Annotated in this window: 17 protein-coding genes; 13 read left to right on the forward strand and 4 right to left on the reverse strand. The window is 30.4% G+C overall.

The window, feature by feature from the left end:
- Positions 1–47: 47 nt before the first annotated feature.
- A complete protein-coding gene (locus BUA92_RS13580) occupies positions 48–824 on the forward strand; it encodes an SDR family NAD(P)-dependent oxidoreductase (protein WP_073020294.1) in 777 nt (258 codons plus the stop codon).
- Between the two features lie 76 nt (positions 825–900).
- Here BUA92_RS13580 and BUA92_RS13585 read toward each other — a convergent pair whose 3' ends face one another.
- On the reverse strand, positions 901–1563 hold the full coding sequence (locus BUA92_RS13585; protein WP_073020295.1) for a macro domain-containing protein: 663 nt from the start codon (positions 1561–1563) through the stop codon (positions 901–903).
- A 195-nt stretch (positions 1564–1758) separates the two neighbouring features.
- On the opposite strand from BUA92_RS13585, the gene BUA92_RS13590 reads away from it, so the two are divergent.
- From BUA92_RS13590 to BUA92_RS13600, 3 genes are read left to right on the forward strand one after another with little or no spacing between them, the layout of a single operon-like run.
- Positions 1759–2490, forward strand: a complete 732-nt coding sequence (locus tag BUA92_RS13590) for an ABC transporter ATP-binding protein (protein WP_073020296.1) — start codon at positions 1759–1761, stop codon at positions 2488–2490.
- On the forward strand, positions 2483–3652 hold the full coding sequence (locus BUA92_RS13595) for an ABC transporter permease (RefSeq protein WP_073020297.1): 1170 nt from the start codon (positions 2483–2485) through the stop codon (positions 3650–3652). Before BUA92_RS13590 ends, BUA92_RS13595 begins: the two co-directional genes overlap by 8 nt.
- A 20-nt stretch (positions 3653–3672) precedes the next feature.
- Entirely contained in the window at positions 3673–4290 is a 618-nt protein-coding gene (locus tag BUA92_RS13600; RefSeq protein ID WP_073020298.1) for a DNA-3-methyladenine glycosylase, read from the forward strand.
- A gap of 80 nt (positions 4291–4370) precedes the next feature.
- Here the strand turns inward: BUA92_RS13600 and BUA92_RS13605 are convergent, their stop codons facing one another.
- Entirely contained in the window at positions 4371–4895 is a 525-nt protein-coding gene (locus BUA92_RS13605) for a hypothetical protein (protein ID WP_021804306.1), read from the reverse strand.
- An 844-nt stretch (positions 4896–5739) separates the two neighbouring features.
- Between BUA92_RS13605 and BUA92_RS13610 the strand changes: the two genes are divergently transcribed.
- The 3 genes from BUA92_RS13610 (at position 5740) to BUA92_RS13620 (ending at position 10470) form a co-directional block, all read left to right on the forward strand.
- Positions 5740–6789: a carbamoyl phosphate synthase small subunit gene (locus BUA92_RS13610; protein WP_073020300.1), complete on the forward strand. Its 1050-nt coding sequence runs from the start codon at positions 5740–5742 to the stop codon at positions 6787–6789.
- A 14-nt stretch (positions 6790–6803) separates the two neighbouring features.
- Positions 6804–10010 carry a carbamoyl-phosphate synthase large subunit gene (carB, locus tag BUA92_RS13615; RefSeq protein ID WP_073020302.1) on the forward strand — a complete coding sequence of 1069 codons (3207 nt, stop codon included), beginning with the start codon at positions 6804–6806 and terminating at the stop codon, positions 10008–10010.
- A gap of 184 nt (positions 10011–10194) precedes the next feature.
- The gene (locus BUA92_RS13620; RefSeq protein ID WP_073020305.1) at positions 10195–10470 is read left to right on the forward strand and encodes a YciI family protein; all 276 of its coding nucleotides are present in this window, start codon (positions 10195–10197) and stop codon (positions 10468–10470) included.
- Between the two features lie 65 nt (positions 10471–10535).
- On the opposite strand, the gene BUA92_RS13625 is transcribed toward BUA92_RS13620, so the two are convergent.
- The gene (locus tag BUA92_RS13625) at positions 10536–11657 is read right to left on the reverse strand and encodes an HD-GYP domain-containing protein (protein ID WP_073020307.1); all 1122 of its coding nucleotides are present in this window, start codon (positions 11655–11657) and stop codon (positions 10536–10538) included.
- A 208-nt stretch (positions 11658–11865) separates the two neighbouring features.
- Between BUA92_RS13625 and murI the strand changes: the two genes are divergently transcribed.
- The 6 genes from murI (at position 11866) to BUA92_RS13655 (ending at position 16390) form a co-directional block, all read left to right on the forward strand.
- Entirely contained in the window at positions 11866–12645 is a 780-nt protein-coding gene (gene murI / locus BUA92_RS13630) for a glutamate racemase (protein ID WP_073020309.1), read from the forward strand.
- A gap of 179 nt (positions 12646–12824) precedes the next feature.
- Positions 12825–13094: an STAS-like domain-containing protein gene (locus tag BUA92_RS13635; protein WP_021804312.1), complete on the forward strand. Its 270-nt coding sequence runs from the start codon at positions 12825–12827 to the stop codon at positions 13092–13094.
- A 175-nt stretch (positions 13095–13269) separates the two neighbouring features.
- Positions 13270–13788: a peptidylprolyl isomerase gene (locus BUA92_RS13640; RefSeq protein ID WP_073020311.1), complete on the forward strand. Its 519-nt coding sequence runs from the start codon at positions 13270–13272 to the stop codon at positions 13786–13788.
- A 17-nt stretch (positions 13789–13805) separates the two neighbouring features.
- The gene (locus BUA92_RS13645; RefSeq protein ID WP_073020313.1) at positions 13806–14174 is read left to right on the forward strand and encodes a DUF3783 domain-containing protein; all 369 of its coding nucleotides are present in this window, start codon (positions 13806–13808) and stop codon (positions 14172–14174) included.
- On the forward strand, positions 14175–14870 hold the full coding sequence (locus tag BUA92_RS13650) for a helix-turn-helix domain-containing protein (RefSeq protein ID WP_073020315.1): 696 nt from the start codon (positions 14175–14177) through the stop codon (positions 14868–14870).
- Positions 14871–15040: 170 nt separating this feature from the next.
- Complete coding sequence (locus tag BUA92_RS13655; protein ID WP_073020317.1) at positions 15041–16390, forward strand: peptidoglycan-binding domain-containing protein; 1350 nt, start codon at positions 15041–15043, stop codon at positions 16388–16390.
- Between the two features lie 44 nt (positions 16391–16434).
- Here BUA92_RS13655 and BUA92_RS13660 read toward each other — a convergent pair whose 3' ends face one another.
- Entirely contained in the window at positions 16435–17340 is a 906-nt protein-coding gene (locus BUA92_RS13660; RefSeq protein WP_073020319.1) for a radical SAM protein, read from the reverse strand.
- Positions 17341–17354 lie beyond the last annotated feature (14 nt).

The raw sequence follows: 17354 nt of genomic DNA on the forward strand, positions 1-17354 counted from the left end.
TAATATTGTGATAGAATATTTTGTATAAAGTGAAGGGAAACGAAATTATGAAAGAGTATACTTTAATTACAGGTGCTACTTCAGGTTTAGGCTATGAATTTTCAAAAATTTTTGCTCAAAACGGTAATAATCTTATACTTATAGGAAGAAGATTGGAAAAGCTTCAAGAGATAAAAAAAGAGTTAGAAAATCTAAACAACATAAAGATAGAAATTATTTCTGTAGATTTATCTAAAAAGGAATCTGTGGATTACATATATGATTTTGTGAACAAAAAAGATATCTTTGTGGATAATTTAATAAATAATGCTGGTTTTGGATCTTATGGAGCATTTTATAAAGTTGAAGAAGCCAAAGATTTAGAGATGATCGATGTGAATATTTATGCATTAACTAAATTAATAAAAAAATTCCTTCCTAGTATGATTGAAAAAAATAAAGGTGGGATTCTTAATGTAGCTTCTACAGCAGCTTTTGCACCAGGAGTTAATATGAGTGTTTATTATGCAACTAAGGCATATGTTTTATCCTTAACAGAAGCGTTATATGAAGAGTGTTTAGGTTATAATGTAAAAATTATGGCTTTATGTCCAGGGGCAGTAAAGACAGAGTTTCAGCAAATGGCTAAAGTAGAAAAGTCAGATATTTCGAAAAATAATCTAATGGATGCCACTTATGTAGTAAAAGAAGCCTATGAAGAATTTACTTATAAAAAAAGTGTTTTATTAGTACCTGGTTTTAAAAATAAATTGTTAGTTCAAGCAGTGAGATTTATGCCTAGATGGGTTACTAGAAAAATTATAAAAAAAGTAAATAAAGGATAACTTTTAAGTGTTGTTATCAAATCATAATAATATGACGTTAAGATACTATATAGTTCTTAACGTCATAAACACAAAGTTATATTTTTACTGATTGGAAGATTTCTTTTGATATATCTTGTAAAATAGAAAAATTCTTTTGATCAGGACAAACGATTGCAATTTCTTCAATTCCAATATGAGAATCTAAGAAAATCTTAACTTCCTCTAAAGCTATGAAGGCCATTTCCTCTACAGGAAAGCAGTATACTCCACTATTCATAAAAGGAATAGCTATATTTTTTATTGGATGTTTATCAATATAATCTTGAGTCGAAAGAGTTAGGTCTTTTACTAAATGAGAAAATCTATTTTCATGTAATCTTCTTTGTTGCCTTTCAATGGCTTCTAGTGTTTGTTTTAGATATATATCTTTGTAATCAATACATAAACCTAAAGCATTTTTATAAGCATTTCTTAAAATGGTATGTTCATTATGTGTACCTCCCTGCCAAATAGGATTGACCATATGAATAATCCAGTAGATACCATTATCAGCTAAATTATAGGATTTAGTTATCTTAGCATATCCAGATTTACATCCTTCAAGAGATTTACACTCTTTCAATAAGCTATCACCACAGGTTCTATGAATTACTCCGTCTATCCCACCTCCCCCTAATAAAGAAGAGTTTGCGTTATTTATGATGGCGGTATAGTTTTCTTTAGTTATATCACCTAAAATTAATTTCAACTTACCCATAATATCACCCTTTTATTATTAAAAATATATAACACTATTAGTATATCCATGATATACCATATAATATGTATAATAATGGCTGTATTAAATAAAATAATTTAAATATATAAAGAAGAGAAAATTCTTTTGGTCATTGATATAATTGGTAAATATTGATAGACTTAACTTAATAAATAATTGATAAGAGGTGAAATAATGTTAGAAATAAAGGGATTAAGTAAAAGATTTAAGAGTGTAAATGTAGTAGATAAACTTTCGTTTACAGTCAATGAAGGAGAAATAGTAGGACTACTTGGTGAAAATGGTGCAGGTAAAACTACAACTTTAAGAATGATATCTACTATGCTAAAACCAACAGAAGGTAGTGTGGTGGTTAATGGATATGATGTTATAAAACAGTCAGATAAGGTTAGGAATGAAATAGGAATCTTATTTGGAGGAGATGTAGGTATATATGATAGATTAACTGCTAAAGAGAACATTCAGTATTTTGGCAGATTATATGGAATGGCTGATGATGAAATAAATAGAAGAATAGAGGAGCTAGCTAAGGATTTAGATATGAAAGAATATATAGATAGGAGAGCTGGTAAGTTTTCTAGAGGTATGAAACAAAAGGTTTCAATAGCAAGAACAATAGTACATTCACCAAAGGTAATGTTGTTTGATGAACCTAGTACAGGCTTGGATGTTTCCGCTGCTAGAGTTATACATGACTTTATAATTAAGTGTAAGGGAGAAAATAAAACAATTCTCTTATCATCTCATTCTATGAGAGAAGTTGAAAAACTTTGTGATAGAGTAGTAATAATTAATAAAGGAAAACTTGTAGAACAAGGTACTGTAAATGAGTTGAAAACAAGATACAAAAATGAAGACTTAGAAGAAGTTTTTGTAGGGCTGATAGGGGGTAAAAATAATGAATAATTTTTGGGTTATTTTAAAGAAAGAATTAAAAGATATATTCAGAGATAGGAAAACTTTGATATTCACTATATTACTTCCAGTAATAATATATCCAGCTATGTTTAAAATATTAGATGTGACAATGAAGGATACTGTCAGCTCTGTAGAGAAAAATGTTACATTAGCCTATAAAGGAGACAAAGAGTCTTCACTATACAAGATTATTGACGGTATGGATAACATAACTATAGATGAGAGTGGAAATGAAGAAGATAAATTAAAAAAAGGAGACATATCTCTTATAATAGATGTTCCAAAGGATTTTGATAACCAAGTTGTAAATGAGAAAAAGAGTGATGTTAAAATAATTTATGATGATGATTCAAATAAGTCTAAAATAGCTTCATCAATGATAAGAGAAGTATTTAATGAGTACAGTAAAAATATAGTAAATACAAGATTACAACAAAAGGGTATAGACAGTGAAATCTTGACTCCGTTTGAAATAAAAGAAGAAACTTTAAGCAAGCAAGAACAAAATGCCATGGCATATGCTATTTTGAGTATGCTTCCAACTTTAATAATCATACTTATGATAAGCCCTACTGTAGGAATAGCGGCTGATTTAGTTGCTGGAGAAAAAGAAAGAGGAACTTTTGAACCTTTATTATCTACTTCTGTGGGAAGAACCTCTATATTTTGGGGTAAGCTTATAGCTATAGCGTCCATAGCATTAATAACATTGATAACTAGCTTAGCAACTATGATTGGAACCACTATATATATGTTCTCAAGTGGTGGTAAGATGACCATTCCAATAGGTGCATTTGGTGTTATAGGAATAGTAGCTATATTTGTTTTAATAGCTTTAAGTTCCTTGGAAATAGCAATAAGTATATTTGCTCGTTCTATGAAAGAGGCCAATACCTATCTAGGCGGTCTATTATTACCAGTAATGATTTTAACTTATATTCCATTTATGATGGATGCAAAAAGTATAGGTTTTGTGTTTTTCAATATACCTATAGTTAATTCTGTGGTTGTTATGAAAGAAGCTATGGCAGGAATTTTTGATCCTATGCACATAGGATTAGTCTTGGGGTGGCATGTTATATATATAATAGCGGCAGTATTGTTTGCAAAATATATGTTTTCAAAGGAAGAGGTTGTTTTTAGATCTTAATCTAAAGTTAAGGAGCAATTATGAGACTAGAAAGAGATTTTTTTGCAAGAGATACTTTGATTGTTGCAAAAGAGTTATTAGGAAAAGTTATAGTTAGAGAAATAGATGGTGTAAGATTATCTGGGAAAATAGTAGAAACAGAAGGATATATAGGATCTATAGATAAAGCTTCTCATGCCTATGGAGGTAAAAAGACTCCTAGGGTGGAGCCCTTATATGGAGAGCCTGGGATCAGCTATGTTTTTTCAATATATGGAATGTATGAATGCTTTAATGTCATTTCAAAAGAAAAAGGATCCCCAGAAGGGATACTTATAAGGGCAGTTGAACCCATAGATGGACTTGAGAAAATAGCTCAAAATAGATTTCGTAAATCCTATGATACTCTTACTGCTAAAGAAATAAAAAATCTTACAAATGGACCCTCTAAATTGTGTATAGCTCTGGATATAAATAAGAAGGTGCATAATTTTATGGATTTAGTTAAATCCAAAGAACTGTATATAGAGGATGGAGATATAATTAATTCATCTGATATAGTTGAAACAACTAGGGTTGGAATTGACTATGCAGAAGAGGCTGTTGACTTTCCATGGAGATTTTATGTGAAAAACAATATTTATGTATCCAAAAAGTAGATATTTAGATAAAAAGAAAAAGATGATTAACATTTTAAGTTGTAGAAATGTTAATCATCTAAATCTATTAATGTACATGTCTAATAGCAGATAAAACTATCTATCCTATTTAAATCTAAACCGAAATAGACCCATCTCCAGCCAGCCCATCTCCACCCAGCAATAGATTTAGGGCCTACATAAGTTAAGTAAGACCAATAGGAGTAGTCGTTTTTTTGCCAAATATAAACAAACTTTCGTATACAAGGTTTCATAGACCCTGGATCTACGGCTTTAGTTTGAGCAGAACTTGTTAAACTAACGGCTTTTTTATCATTTTTGGATGGAATGAAATTAGGTGGTTTACTCATAGGACCTTGAACACCTTGAGGATTTTGAGCGTCAAAAGGAGCTTGAGAAATAGGATTCCCTAGAAATGGAGGAGGAGCTTGTTGTTCTCTAAAATCTCCGCCGAATTCTTCTTCAGAATCAACAATGCTAAAGAGTGCTGGAATTACATAATTAACATCCATTTCAAATTCACCTACTTCATCAACTTCCTCATCTAAAGAGAAATATCTTACACTTGCAGAATCAAAATTACAATTGTCTTTTGAAATGTACATAAATGCTTCCTTATGAATTAATCTCATAAACAATATATGTTATATACCTTAATATGTTACAAAAAGAGGAAATGAAAAAGTTGATATGGTGATATAGTTAAAATTTATTTGACATAATTGGTGGAATAGATAATAATAAAGATGGCTTTAAATTAAGACAAGACCTTTATTAAGACTAAAGGCAAAAAATGGTTACTTCTATAAACAAGGAAGTAACCATTTTTTTTGTATATATTGAGGTGTAAATCTAAACATATACTGAATCCTCTAAGTAGCTATGTTTAATTGGAAAACATTTTTATGAAAAAATAGTATTGTTTTAGATGTAATAATAAAATCATTAATCGGAATATTTATGCATAATAATAGCATAAATATAATTAAAAGCTTGAATAAATGAAGAGGAAAATATATAATATAGCTATAAAACATAATTGGGGCTATACATCTTAATACTACATTTATGTATAAAAGATGTATATTTTATTAAGTCTTAAGGTATCCTCTAAGTTTAGGAATGGGTATTGTACCAAGAGTTTGGTTTTGATTGGCTTCTTGACAAAGTATGTCATATCAAATACAATAGGTTTAAAAATAAAGTTTGAATACACTTTAAATTGGTCCTGTGAGGCCAGAAAGGAGTATGTTGTTATGGTATCATTAAAAATTAATAACTTAACAGCTTTGTCTTTATACCCATTTTTGTGGTTAGATATATGGAGGATAGTAGAGAGATTATAACTTAATTAATCTCTTTATTATCCTTTTCTTTTCGCAAAAACAAAAGACTTTATAAAATATAAGGTGTATTTTTGGCTTTAATAGTTTATTTAGGAGGGCTATTATGAAAGCAAAGCTAATATTAGAAAACGGAACAATATTTGAAGGTACAGCTTTTGGTTATCTAGAAGAAAGTGTTGGAGAGGTAGTTTTCAATACTGGAATGACAGGATATCAAGAGGTTTTAACAGACCCATCTTACTATGGACAGATAGTTACTATGACCTATCCTCTCATAGGTAATTATGGGATAAATATAGAAGATACAGAATCAAAATCAATTAAAGTTAAAGGCTTTATAGTTAGAGAAAAATGCTCATCACCTAGTAATTTTAGATGCGAGTTTCAATTAGAAGATTACCTAAAGCAAAATAAAATAATAGGGTTAGAGGGAATTGACACAAGAGCTTTAACTAAAATGTTAAGAAACAATGGAACAATGAAAGGAATAATAACCTTAGAAGAGTTAGTCTTAGAAGATGTTCAGGAAAAACTTCAAAGCTTCTCTAATGAATATGCTGTAAAATCAGTGTCAACAGATGTGGTAAAACAAGTAGAGGGCGCTGGCAAACATGTAGCTATATTAGATTTTGGAATAAAACAAAATATAGTAAGAAATTTTGTGAAAAGAGGCTGTAAAGTTAGTGTATTTCCTTATGACGCATCTTCAGATGAAGTATTAGCTGTAAATCCTGACCTAATATTTTTATCAAATGGTCCGGGAAATCCAGAGGATTTACCAGGGTCAATAGAAAACATTAAGAACTTGATAGGTAAGAAACCAATAGTAGGAATTTGCTTAGGACACCAACTTCTAGCTTTAAGCTTAGGTGGAAAAACTAGTAAGCTAAAATTTGGACATAGAGGAAGTAATCATCCGGTTAAAGATTTAGAAGAAAATAGAGTGCATATAACTTCTCAAAATCATGGGTATGTAGTTGAACAACTTCCAGAAGAATTTGAGGTTACACATGTGAATTTAAATGATGGAACAATAGAAGGAATGAAGCATAAAACATTGCCTATATATTCTGTACAATTCCATCCAGAAGCGTGTCCAGGACCTAAAGATTCTGAATATATATTTGATAAATTCATGAAATATGCACTATAGTAGGGGGTAGCAAAATGCCATTAAAAAATGATATAAAAAAAGTACTAGTTATAGGGTCAGGTCCTATTATAATAGGGCAAGCAGCAGAGTTTGATTATTCAGGAACTCAAGCTTGTCAGGCTTTGAAAGAAGAAGGTATAGAAGTTGTTTTGGTTAACTCTAATCCAGCAACTATTATGACAGATAAAGAAGTAGCGGATAAGGTATATATTGAGCCATTAACGGTTGAATTTGTAGAGAAAGTAATAGCAAAAGAGAGACCAGATTCCCTTTTAGCAGGAATGGGAGGACAAACAGGTTTAAACTTAGCTGTTGAGTTATATGATCAAGGAGTATTAGAAAAGTATAATGTTAAGGTTATAGGAACATCAGTAGAATCTATAAAAGAAGGTGAAGACAGGGAATTATTCAGATCTATGATGCAAAGAATAAATGAACCTGTAATTCAAAGTGAAATAGTAACTACTCTTGAAGAAGGAAGAAAAGTTGCTAGAGAAATAGGTTATCCTGTTGTTGTAAGACCAGCATATACTCTTGGTGGAACTGGTGGAGGAATAGTAAATAATGAAGAAGAACTTAACGAAACTCTTGAATCAGGGCTGCAATTAAGTTCCATCCATCAATGTTTAGTTGAGAAAAGTGTAAAGGGATGGAAAGAAGTTGAATACGAAGTTATGAGAGATTCTTATGGAAACTGCATAACAGTGTGTAACATGGAAAATATAGATCCAGTTGGAATACACACAGGAGATTCAATAGTTGTAGCACCATCACAAACTTTATCAGATAAAGAATATCAAATGCTTAGAACTGCATCTATAGATATAATAAATGCTGTAGGAATAGAAGGTGGATGTAATGTGCAGTTTGCATTAAATCCTAACTCTTTTGAATATGCAGTAATAGAAATAAACCCTAGAGTGTCTCGTTCATCTGCATTAGCTTCAAAGGCTACAGGGTATCCTATAGCAAAAATGGCAGCCAAAATAGCTTTAGGTTATGGACTAGATGAAATAGAAAATGCCGTTACTAAAAAAACTTATGCTTGTTTTGAACCAACCTTAGATTATGTGGTTGTAAAAATACCTAAATGGCCTTTTGATAAGTTTTTTGCAGCTAATAGAACATTAGGAACTAAGATGATGGCAACAGGTGAAATTATGGCAATAGGAGCTAATTTCGAAGCAGCATTCTTAAAAGGAATAAGGAGCTTAGAAATAGGTAAATATTCTATGTTTCACAAGAAATTTGTAAATTCAAGTATGGAAGAATTAAGAGCGTGGGTTATGGCTCCAGATGATGAGAGAATATTTGCACTTGCAGAAATGTTAAGAAGAGATTATAGAGGGGAACATGTTGCTAGAATAACAGGAATAGATCCTTTCTTCATTGATAAATTAAAGTGGATTGTACAGGAAGAAGAAAAATTAAGAGCAAGCACTCTAGAAGATTTAGATAAAGAGTGGCTTCATAATTTAAAGAAAAGGGGATTTTCAGATAAGGGTATAGCTGATATGTTATCTGTAGTTCCAGAAGAAATAAATAAATTAAGAAGCATCTGGAATATAAAACCAAGCTACAAGATGGTTGATACTTGTGGAGGAGAGTTTGAAGCGTTATCTCCATATTATTATTCAACTTATGAACAATACGATGAAGTAGAAGTATCAGATAAGAAGAAAGTGATGGTTATAGGATCTGGTCCTATAAGAATTGGGCAAGGAATAGAATTTGATTATGCATCAGTTCATTGTGTAATTGCTCTTAGAAAATTAGGCATAGAGACTATAATAGTAAATAATAACCCAGAAACAGTAAGTACAGATTTCAACATGTCAGATAAGCTATATTTTGAACCATTAACTGAGGAAGATGTATTAAATATAATAGAAAAAGAAAATCCAGATGGAGTTATACTTCAATTTGGTGGTCAAACAGCTATAAAGCTAGCGAATTTCCTAAAAGAGAAAAATATAAAGACATTAGGAACTACAGCAGATCAAATAGATATGGCAGAAGATAGAGAAAAGTTTGATGAGATGTTAGAGAAATTAGGAATAGTAAGACCTAAAGGAAAAGGTGTTTGGGGTGTTGAAGAAGGTATTTCTGAAGCTTCGAAACTTGGATACCCAGTTTTAGTTAGACCATCATATGTTTTAGGCGGTCAGGGTATGGAAATTACTCATGATGAAGAGGAATTAAAATACTATTTAAAAAATGCCTTTGAAAAAGATAAAAAAAATCCAATCCTTATAGATAAGTATCTAATGGGAAGGGAAATAGAGGTAGACGCTATTTCAGATGGAGATGACATACTTATACCAGGAATAATGGAACACTTAGAGAGAGCTGGAGTTCATTCAGGAGATTCTATAACAATGTATCCAAGTCAAAATCTAAGCAGCTATATAAAAGATGAAGTTCTAAACTATACTAAAAAGATAGCTAAAGAAATTGGTATAAAAGGAATGATAAATATACAGTTTATAGAATTTGAGGGTGCTTTATATGTAATTGAAGTTAACCCTAGAGCTTCAAGAACGGTTCCATATATATCAAAGGTTAGTGGAGTTCCAATAGTTGATATAGCAACTAGAATAATGCTTGGAGAAAAGCTTAAAGATTTAGGTTATGGAGTAGATGTATATAAAGAACCAGAATTAGTTTCAGTTAAGGTTCCTGTATTCTCAACTCAAAAGTTACCAAATGTTGAAGTATCTTTAGGACCTGAAATGAAATCTACAGGGGAAGTATTAGGTATAGGTAGAAATTTAGAAGAGGCACTTTATAAAGGTATGGTAGCTGCAGGAATGTATGCTAAAAAGAATACTGGTAAGATTTTAGCAACTATTAAAGAACATGATAAAAAGGAGTTCTTAGAAATTGCTAAACAACTAGACGAATTAGGGTATAAATTTATAGCTACAAAAGGAACTGCAAGTATTTTAAGAACTATTGGAATAGATGCAGAAGTGGTTAGAAAATTAAATGAAGAAGAACCTAATATAATGGATGTTATAAGGAATAAAGAAGTGGATTTAGTTATTAATACTCCTACTAAAGGAAATGATTCTAAGAGAGATGGATTTATCCTTAGAAGAGCAGCTGTAGAAAGAAATATAGGTGTAATAACAGCTTTAGATACTTTCAGCGCATTAGTAGATATAAAAAGAAAAAAAGTATGCGATAGAGATTTAGAGGTATTTGATATAGCACATTAATTATCATCGAGAGTTTTGTAAAAAAATGCAGAACTCTCAATTTTTTTTGTTGACAACAAAACATGTGTTCGTTAAAATGTAATTATCGAATATATGTTCGAGAAAATTTTTAGGAATATATATAAAGTTTAAGCATATGATTTATTATGTAAATAGATTGAGATTATATAAGGGGGAAATCACAATGAAAAAAACTAGTGGGATATTTGTTAAAATTAATTACAAATTAGATAAGGAAAATAAGGGGTATATAAAAGATAACAGATCTAATAGTAAATCTAATGCCTTCAGTAAGTATTTGTTATGCGGTGGAAAGTATAATAAAGATGGAGGAACTATGATATTCCAAGTTGAGGATTTAAGAGAAGCTGAAGAGATAATAAACAATAATCCTTTTAAAGTTGCTAGTTTTTATTCTTATGAGATTTTAAGCAAAAATTATATAAACTTATATAATTAAAATTAATAGTATTTAAACACAAAAGAGTACCGCTAACTACGTACGAGGTAGTTTTGCGATACTCATTATATTTCATATTGTATTGAAGAAATCACTAAAGAAAGCTCAGTTAATAGATTTATGTTAATACCAACTCTATCATTATCTATAGAACTTTTAAGTATTTTAATTGTTGGCCTAAGTGGATAGTTAGGTGGAGTTTCTTCAACCATAGCTATTTCACCATTGCTAAGTTTAACAATAGTTCCAGTAGGAAAAGGAACTATGACTTTAGTGAAGGCCTCAACCAAATCTGGGTCAAAGTGAGTTCCTGAGCCAGCCATTATGAATTCTAAAGCTTCACATGGCGAAAGTGCCTTACGATATGGTCTGTCTGAAGTCAAAGCATCGTATACATCTGTAATGGCCACTATTTTTGCAAGTAAACTTATCTGATCACCTTTTAAAGACATTGGGTAACCAGAGCCATCTTCTTTTTCATGATGTTGAAGTATAACGAGTTTTGAATTAGAAGTAAGATTAATAGCATTTGATAGATACTCATATCCTTTTGATGGATGGGTTTTCATTAAAGCAAACTCCTCGTTAGTTAAGGATGAGTTTTTAATAATAATTTCTTTAGGAACAAATACTTTTCCGATATCATGAATAAGAGCACCTACACAGAGATCTTTAAGATCATTTTTAGATAAATTTAAGGACATTCCCATAACTAAGGAAAGTACAGCTACGTTAACACAATGTTGGTAGGTATAGGCATCCATACTTTTTATATCTACTAAATTTACTAACATTTGTTTATTAGATAAAATATTTTCTATTAACTCAGTTGCAACATTTAATATGTCATCAAAATATTCTTCTCTCTGTTTTATTAAAAGGTTTTTATTTCTAGAAGATAAATTTTGTGTGTCCAACGAGGTTAATATTCTTTCTACACTTGAAAAAGTCTCACGAACAACTCTAATAGATTTTTGTCTTAGTTCTGGCTGAATTATATCTTCAATTTCTCCATTACTGTATTCATCTGTTATATATAAAGAAAATATATTTATGCTTCTTATTCTTTTTACAAGGTTATCAGTTAATCTAACCCCTTCTCTCAGTAGTATTCTACCGTTTTCATCAAAAATAGTTTTAGCTAGATAACACCCTTCTTTTACACATTCAATAGGGATAAGCCTCATTTTAACACCTCATAAGTTAAGAATATGTATAATTATACTATAAATTATCGTAATAAGCCATAATTTGAAAGGTAATTAGTTATAATTAGACATGAAAAAATTAAGACACAATGATGTAAAATAATCATAATGAAAAATGTATTTATTTATAGTATATAAAGGTATAAAATAATTGGTAGAAGAACATAAGTTGATGGAGTGATATGATATGAGCGAAAATATGAAAGATAGGCCTATAGGTTTTTTTGATTCTGGATTAGGTGGTTTAAGTGTTATGAAGAAAGCGATAGAAGATATGCCAGAAGAAGAATTTATATATTTAGGAGATTCTATAAATGCTCCATATGGAATTAAAGAAAATATAGAGATAAAAAGGTTAACTCTAAATGGTATAGAGTTTCTTATAGATAAAGGAGTAAAGGGGATAGTAGTAGCTTGCAATACTGCTACATCTGTTGCTATAGAAGATTTAAGAATGAAGTACAAGGATATTCCTGTAATAGGAATAGAACCTGCCTTAAAGCCAGCTGTAGAATTAAAGAGAGAGGGAAAAATAATTATAATGGCAACCAATGCTACATTAAAGGAAAAGAAATTTGAGAAATTAATGGGAAAATATGCAGAGGATAATATAATAGTACCTCTCCCATGTCCTGGATTAGTGGAGTATATAGAAAATGGTATTTTAGAAGGCAAAGAAATTGATGATTTTTTAAGAAATTTATTAAAGGAACATATTGATAGTAAAATAGGATCAATTGTATTAGGATGCACCCATTATCCATTCATTAAAAAAGCAATCTCTAATATAGTAGGAGATGAAGTAGCGATTGTTGATGGTAGTAAGGGTACTTCTAGGGAATTAAAAAGACAATTAATGGAGATGAAATTAGTAAGTGATAGAAAAAGCAGAGGGAATATTGAAATTTTTAATACTTTGGGAAAAGACAAAATAGATTTATCGTTTTCATTAATAAATGTAAAATAAAGCTTTAAAAATTTAAGGAATTCTAAAATCCTTAAATTTTTTTGAAAAAAGTTTGTTAAAATATTGACAAAAAACTAGCAAGCTGATATTATAATAATATAAAGTAAATATTCAGAAAATTTAAAAAAAGCAATGAATTAAGATTAAAATATATTAAAAATATTAAGGGGTGCGTTGTTATGGAAATAAGAGTAATGGATTATTTAGGAGAAAACTTTGCAATAGAGGACGCAATATTACTAAGAAGCGTTATATCAGACAATATTGGAAGTGATATAGTTCTAGACTTTGATGGAGTTGATAGAATTCCTTCTACATTCCTATGCTGCTTGTTCAATGACTTGATATATGCCCAAGGAAGAGACTTTATTATTAACCACATTAATGTGAAAAACTTATCAAATTATGCTGACTATTCAAGAGTAGTAAAAGGAACAACATTTAATTAATAGAATTTGCCCATACGAAGCTATCCATTTGGATAGCTTTTATATTTTTATAAAATAGTATATAATCATTAATAAATGACAGGAATTATTTGGTGAGAAAAATATAATAATATATTATGAAACTAAATAAACCTAAGTATTTTATTAATTTTTTATATTTGGAAGGAGATTAAAAATGACTAAACCTTTAGTAACAATAACTATGGCAAATGGGAAAGAAATAAAAGCAGAGCTATATCCAGAGATAGCTCCAAATACAGTAAAGAATTTTATAAGCTTAATTAATAAAGGATTTTACAATGGATTGGTATTTCACAGAGTTATACCAGGATTTATGATACAAGGAGGATGCCCAGAAGGTGTTGGAACTGGTGGACCTGGATATTCAATTAAAGGTGAGTTTTCAGCTAATGGCTTTAAAAATGATTTAAAGCATACTAAGGGAGTTCTTTCAATGGCTAGAGCTATGCACCCAGATTCAGCAGGAAGCCAATTTTTTATTATGGTAGCAAACTCTCCACATTTGGATGGACAATATGCTGGATTTGGAAAAGTTATAGAAGGCTTAGATGTGGTTGATGAAATAGTTAGCGCAAAAACTGATTTCAGTGATAAACCATATGAAGATCAAGTTATGAAAGAAGTTAAAGTAGATACTTTTGAAGAAAAATACGACGAACCACAAACTCTATAAATCAAGGAGAAAATAGTATGTTAAACAATCATAAATCTATATTAATTTATGGTCTTGATAAAGAGGCACAGCAGGCATTGATAGCGCCTAATTATAGTACTATTGTTATCTCAAAAGAAATGGCTAATATGAAGCTTAAAGAGATTATAGATGGTTATAAGTTTGAGAGCAATGATAAGGAACTTCCAGAAGAAAAAGTAGTTATATTTAACAACTTCACTGATGAAGAACTTCAAGGAATGATAAAACTAATAAGAGCTGTAGCACCAGGCTGTATACTTGCAGTAGTTACGCCAACATCAATAGATTGGACATTTGCTTATTTAGTTGAACATTTGATGGAAGAAAGAGAGTGGTACAGAAGTCAGCAGAAAGGAAGAGCTTAGTTGAGTAGAGTCGGAGATAGGATAAAGATAGCTAGAGAAAGTAGTGGATTATCACAAAAAGCATTAGCTAAAAAACTTGGATTAGCAGAGAAGTATGTTAATGAAGTTGAGCTAGGTAGAAAAGTTATAAGCGAAGCTTTAATAGCTAAAATAGGGAAAGTTCTAAATACAGATCTAAATGATATCAGCATGGTTGTTACAGATGAAGATTTGAAAAAGGAACAACATATTGAAGCTCCAAAGAAAAAGATTTCTTCTGTTTCAGCGCCTAAGATGAATTTATCAGAAGTAAATGAAGATTGGAGCAGTGCATTTAGTTCGGTATTAAAAAAGGTACCTATTTACAACTATAATTTTGATAAAGAGTATGGTTACAGGGAATTGCCTATTCATTCAAACAAAATAAATGGATATTCAGTAGATAAAGTTTTTTATATATCAATTGAAGAAAATGATATGATGGGCTTTAGAATAGTAAAAGGTGATATAGCCTTAGTACATTCTGTAAAAGAAATTGAATCTAATGGTATATACTTAATTGAACACCAAAATAGTAGAGTGATAAGACAAATAAAGAAATTAGATGGAAATAAGATTCTATTAATAAGTAATAAGGGATCTATAAGTACTGAGACTGTTAATAGTAAAGAAATTAAGCTTTTAGCTAAATTAGATTTATTAGAAATTAAGTTATAAAAAGATAAGAAGTCATGGAGAAATTTCCTGACTTCTTATCTTTTTTATTATATATTTATTTCCAAAAACATAAAATGTTATATATAGTGTTTGAGGGGTGGTCATCGGTATAATTGAACATCTTTTAGCACAATATGAAATTTAAAACCATATAATGGATAATAGTAATTATGATAAAGGAGTTTTATGTTTTGGCAATTGGTAGATTAAAAATGCAATGTCTTTTAAAAGGAAGATATATACCTGTTGATAATTGTAAAATAACAATTACGCCTCAAAATGGTGAGGCACAAACCTATACACTTTCAACTGATAGCTCTGGACTAACCCCAGAGATAGATATCACAGCACCTCCTTTAGAATATTCTCAACAACCTATGGAATTAATGCCATATAGTTTATGTGATATTGCAGTAGAAAGAAGCGGATTTAATCCTGTTTTCATAAGAGGATGTCAAATATTCCCTGAGAATACAGCTATTCAGGAAGTTAATCTAGATGAAAATATGCAAAGAGCTGAAAGGGCAGAGATAATAAATATAGAAGCCAATACTCTTTTTGGAAACTTTCCTCCTAAGATACCTGAGGATCCAGTTAAACCACTTCCACCACCATCTAGCGGAGTAGTATTATCTCAACCAGTAGTACCAGAATTTATAATAGTTCATCAAGGAGGACCAAATTCTGCAGGTACAGACTACACAGTAAGGTATAACGATTATATAAAAAATGTAGCATCCTGTGAGATTTATTCAACATGGCCTGAAACAACTATAAGAGCGAATATATTTTGCATAATATCTTTTACATTAAATAGAATCTATACTGAATGGTATAGAGGAAAAGGAAAGCCATTTGATATAACTAACTCAACAGCTTTTGATCATGCCTTTAATTATGGAAGAAATGTATATGAGAACATAAGCGTAATTGTAGATGAAATTTTTTCAACTTATATAAAGAGACAAGGTGCTAGGCAACCTCTTTTAGCTCAATATTGTGACGGAGTTAGAGTTCAATGTCCAGGATGGCTTACACAATGGGGAAGTAAATATTTAGGTGATCAAGGAAGAACTCCTTATCAAATAATAACTAACTTTTATGGAAGTGATGTTGAGCTTACTACAGCTGAGCAAGTACAAGGAATTCCTAAATCATATCCAGGATATACTTTGACAATTGGTTCATCTGGTACTCCTGTAAGAACAATACAAGGATATTTAAATAGAATATCTCAGAACTATCCACTTATACCTAAGGTAAGTGTTGATGGACAGTATGGAGCTAAAACTGCCGAATCAGTAAGAGTGTTTCAAAGCATATTCTCGCTTCCACAAACAGGGAATGTAGATTATGCTACATGGTATCAGTTGTCTAATATTTACGTAGGAGTTACTAAGATAGCAGAATTAAGAGGCTCAGATGATGACAGGAATAGAATATTTGTACCACCTAAAGGAATTACGGATTTTTATAATCCAGTAACACCTTCATTTGTATATTCAGATGATTTATTATAAATATGTAAAAGCAAAAGAGCTAGGGTATCCTAGTTCTTTTGCTTTTAAACACCTTCATTATTAAATTTGGGAACAAAGGTATTAGAATCTGTGCCGCTCTCTTGAATAAAACCTTTAGTTATACCTATAGAAACTGCATAATCAATTAAAGAATCATAATGTTTAGGGTTTAGTGATTTATTTATTTCAGGGAACTTAAAGGCCCTGTTAAGAGGAGTATATTGATTCATTAAGCTTATATACACAGAATCACTAAACATAGAATATATCTCATCTAATACTTTCTTGGAATCGAATAAAAGACCAGGAAGCATTAAATGCCTTATTATTAATCCTTTTTTTACTATTCCATTGTCATCAAACTCCACTTCTCCAACCTGTTTAAACATTTCTTTCAAAATAGAAATAACATTATCATGATAATTATTAGAATCGGAATATTTAAGTGCATATTTATCATTAAAATATTTAAAATCAGGAAGATAAACATCAATATAACCTTCTAAAAGCTTAATGGTTTCTATGGAATCATACCCATTAGAATTATATACTATAGGGATAGACAAACCATTATTTTTAGCTATCTTTATAGCTTCAATTATTTGAGGAACATAGTGAGTTGGTGTAACTAGATTTATATTATTAGCTTTTTTTGCTTGAAGTTCTAAGAATATTTTACTAAGTCTATCTATAGAAACTATTTTACCGTTATAATCTTGACTTATTTCATGATTTTGACAAAATACACAAGAAAGATTACAGTGAGAAAAGAATACTGTTCCAGAGCCATTTTCACCAGAAATACAAGGCTCTTCCCAGAAATGAAGTTCAGCCCTTGCCACCTTTAAATCTACTCCTGCTTTACAGTATCCTAACATTCCTTTTGTTCTGCTTACTCTACACTTTCTGAAACATAATATACAACTATCTAATTCATTCATATAGTTCATAATAACACCTCAGA

The sequence above is a fragment of the Clostridium intestinale DSM 6191 genome (assembly GCF_900130055.1).
Classification (GTDB): Bacteria; Bacillota; Clostridia; order Clostridiales; family Clostridiaceae; genus Clostridium_T; species Clostridium_T intestinale.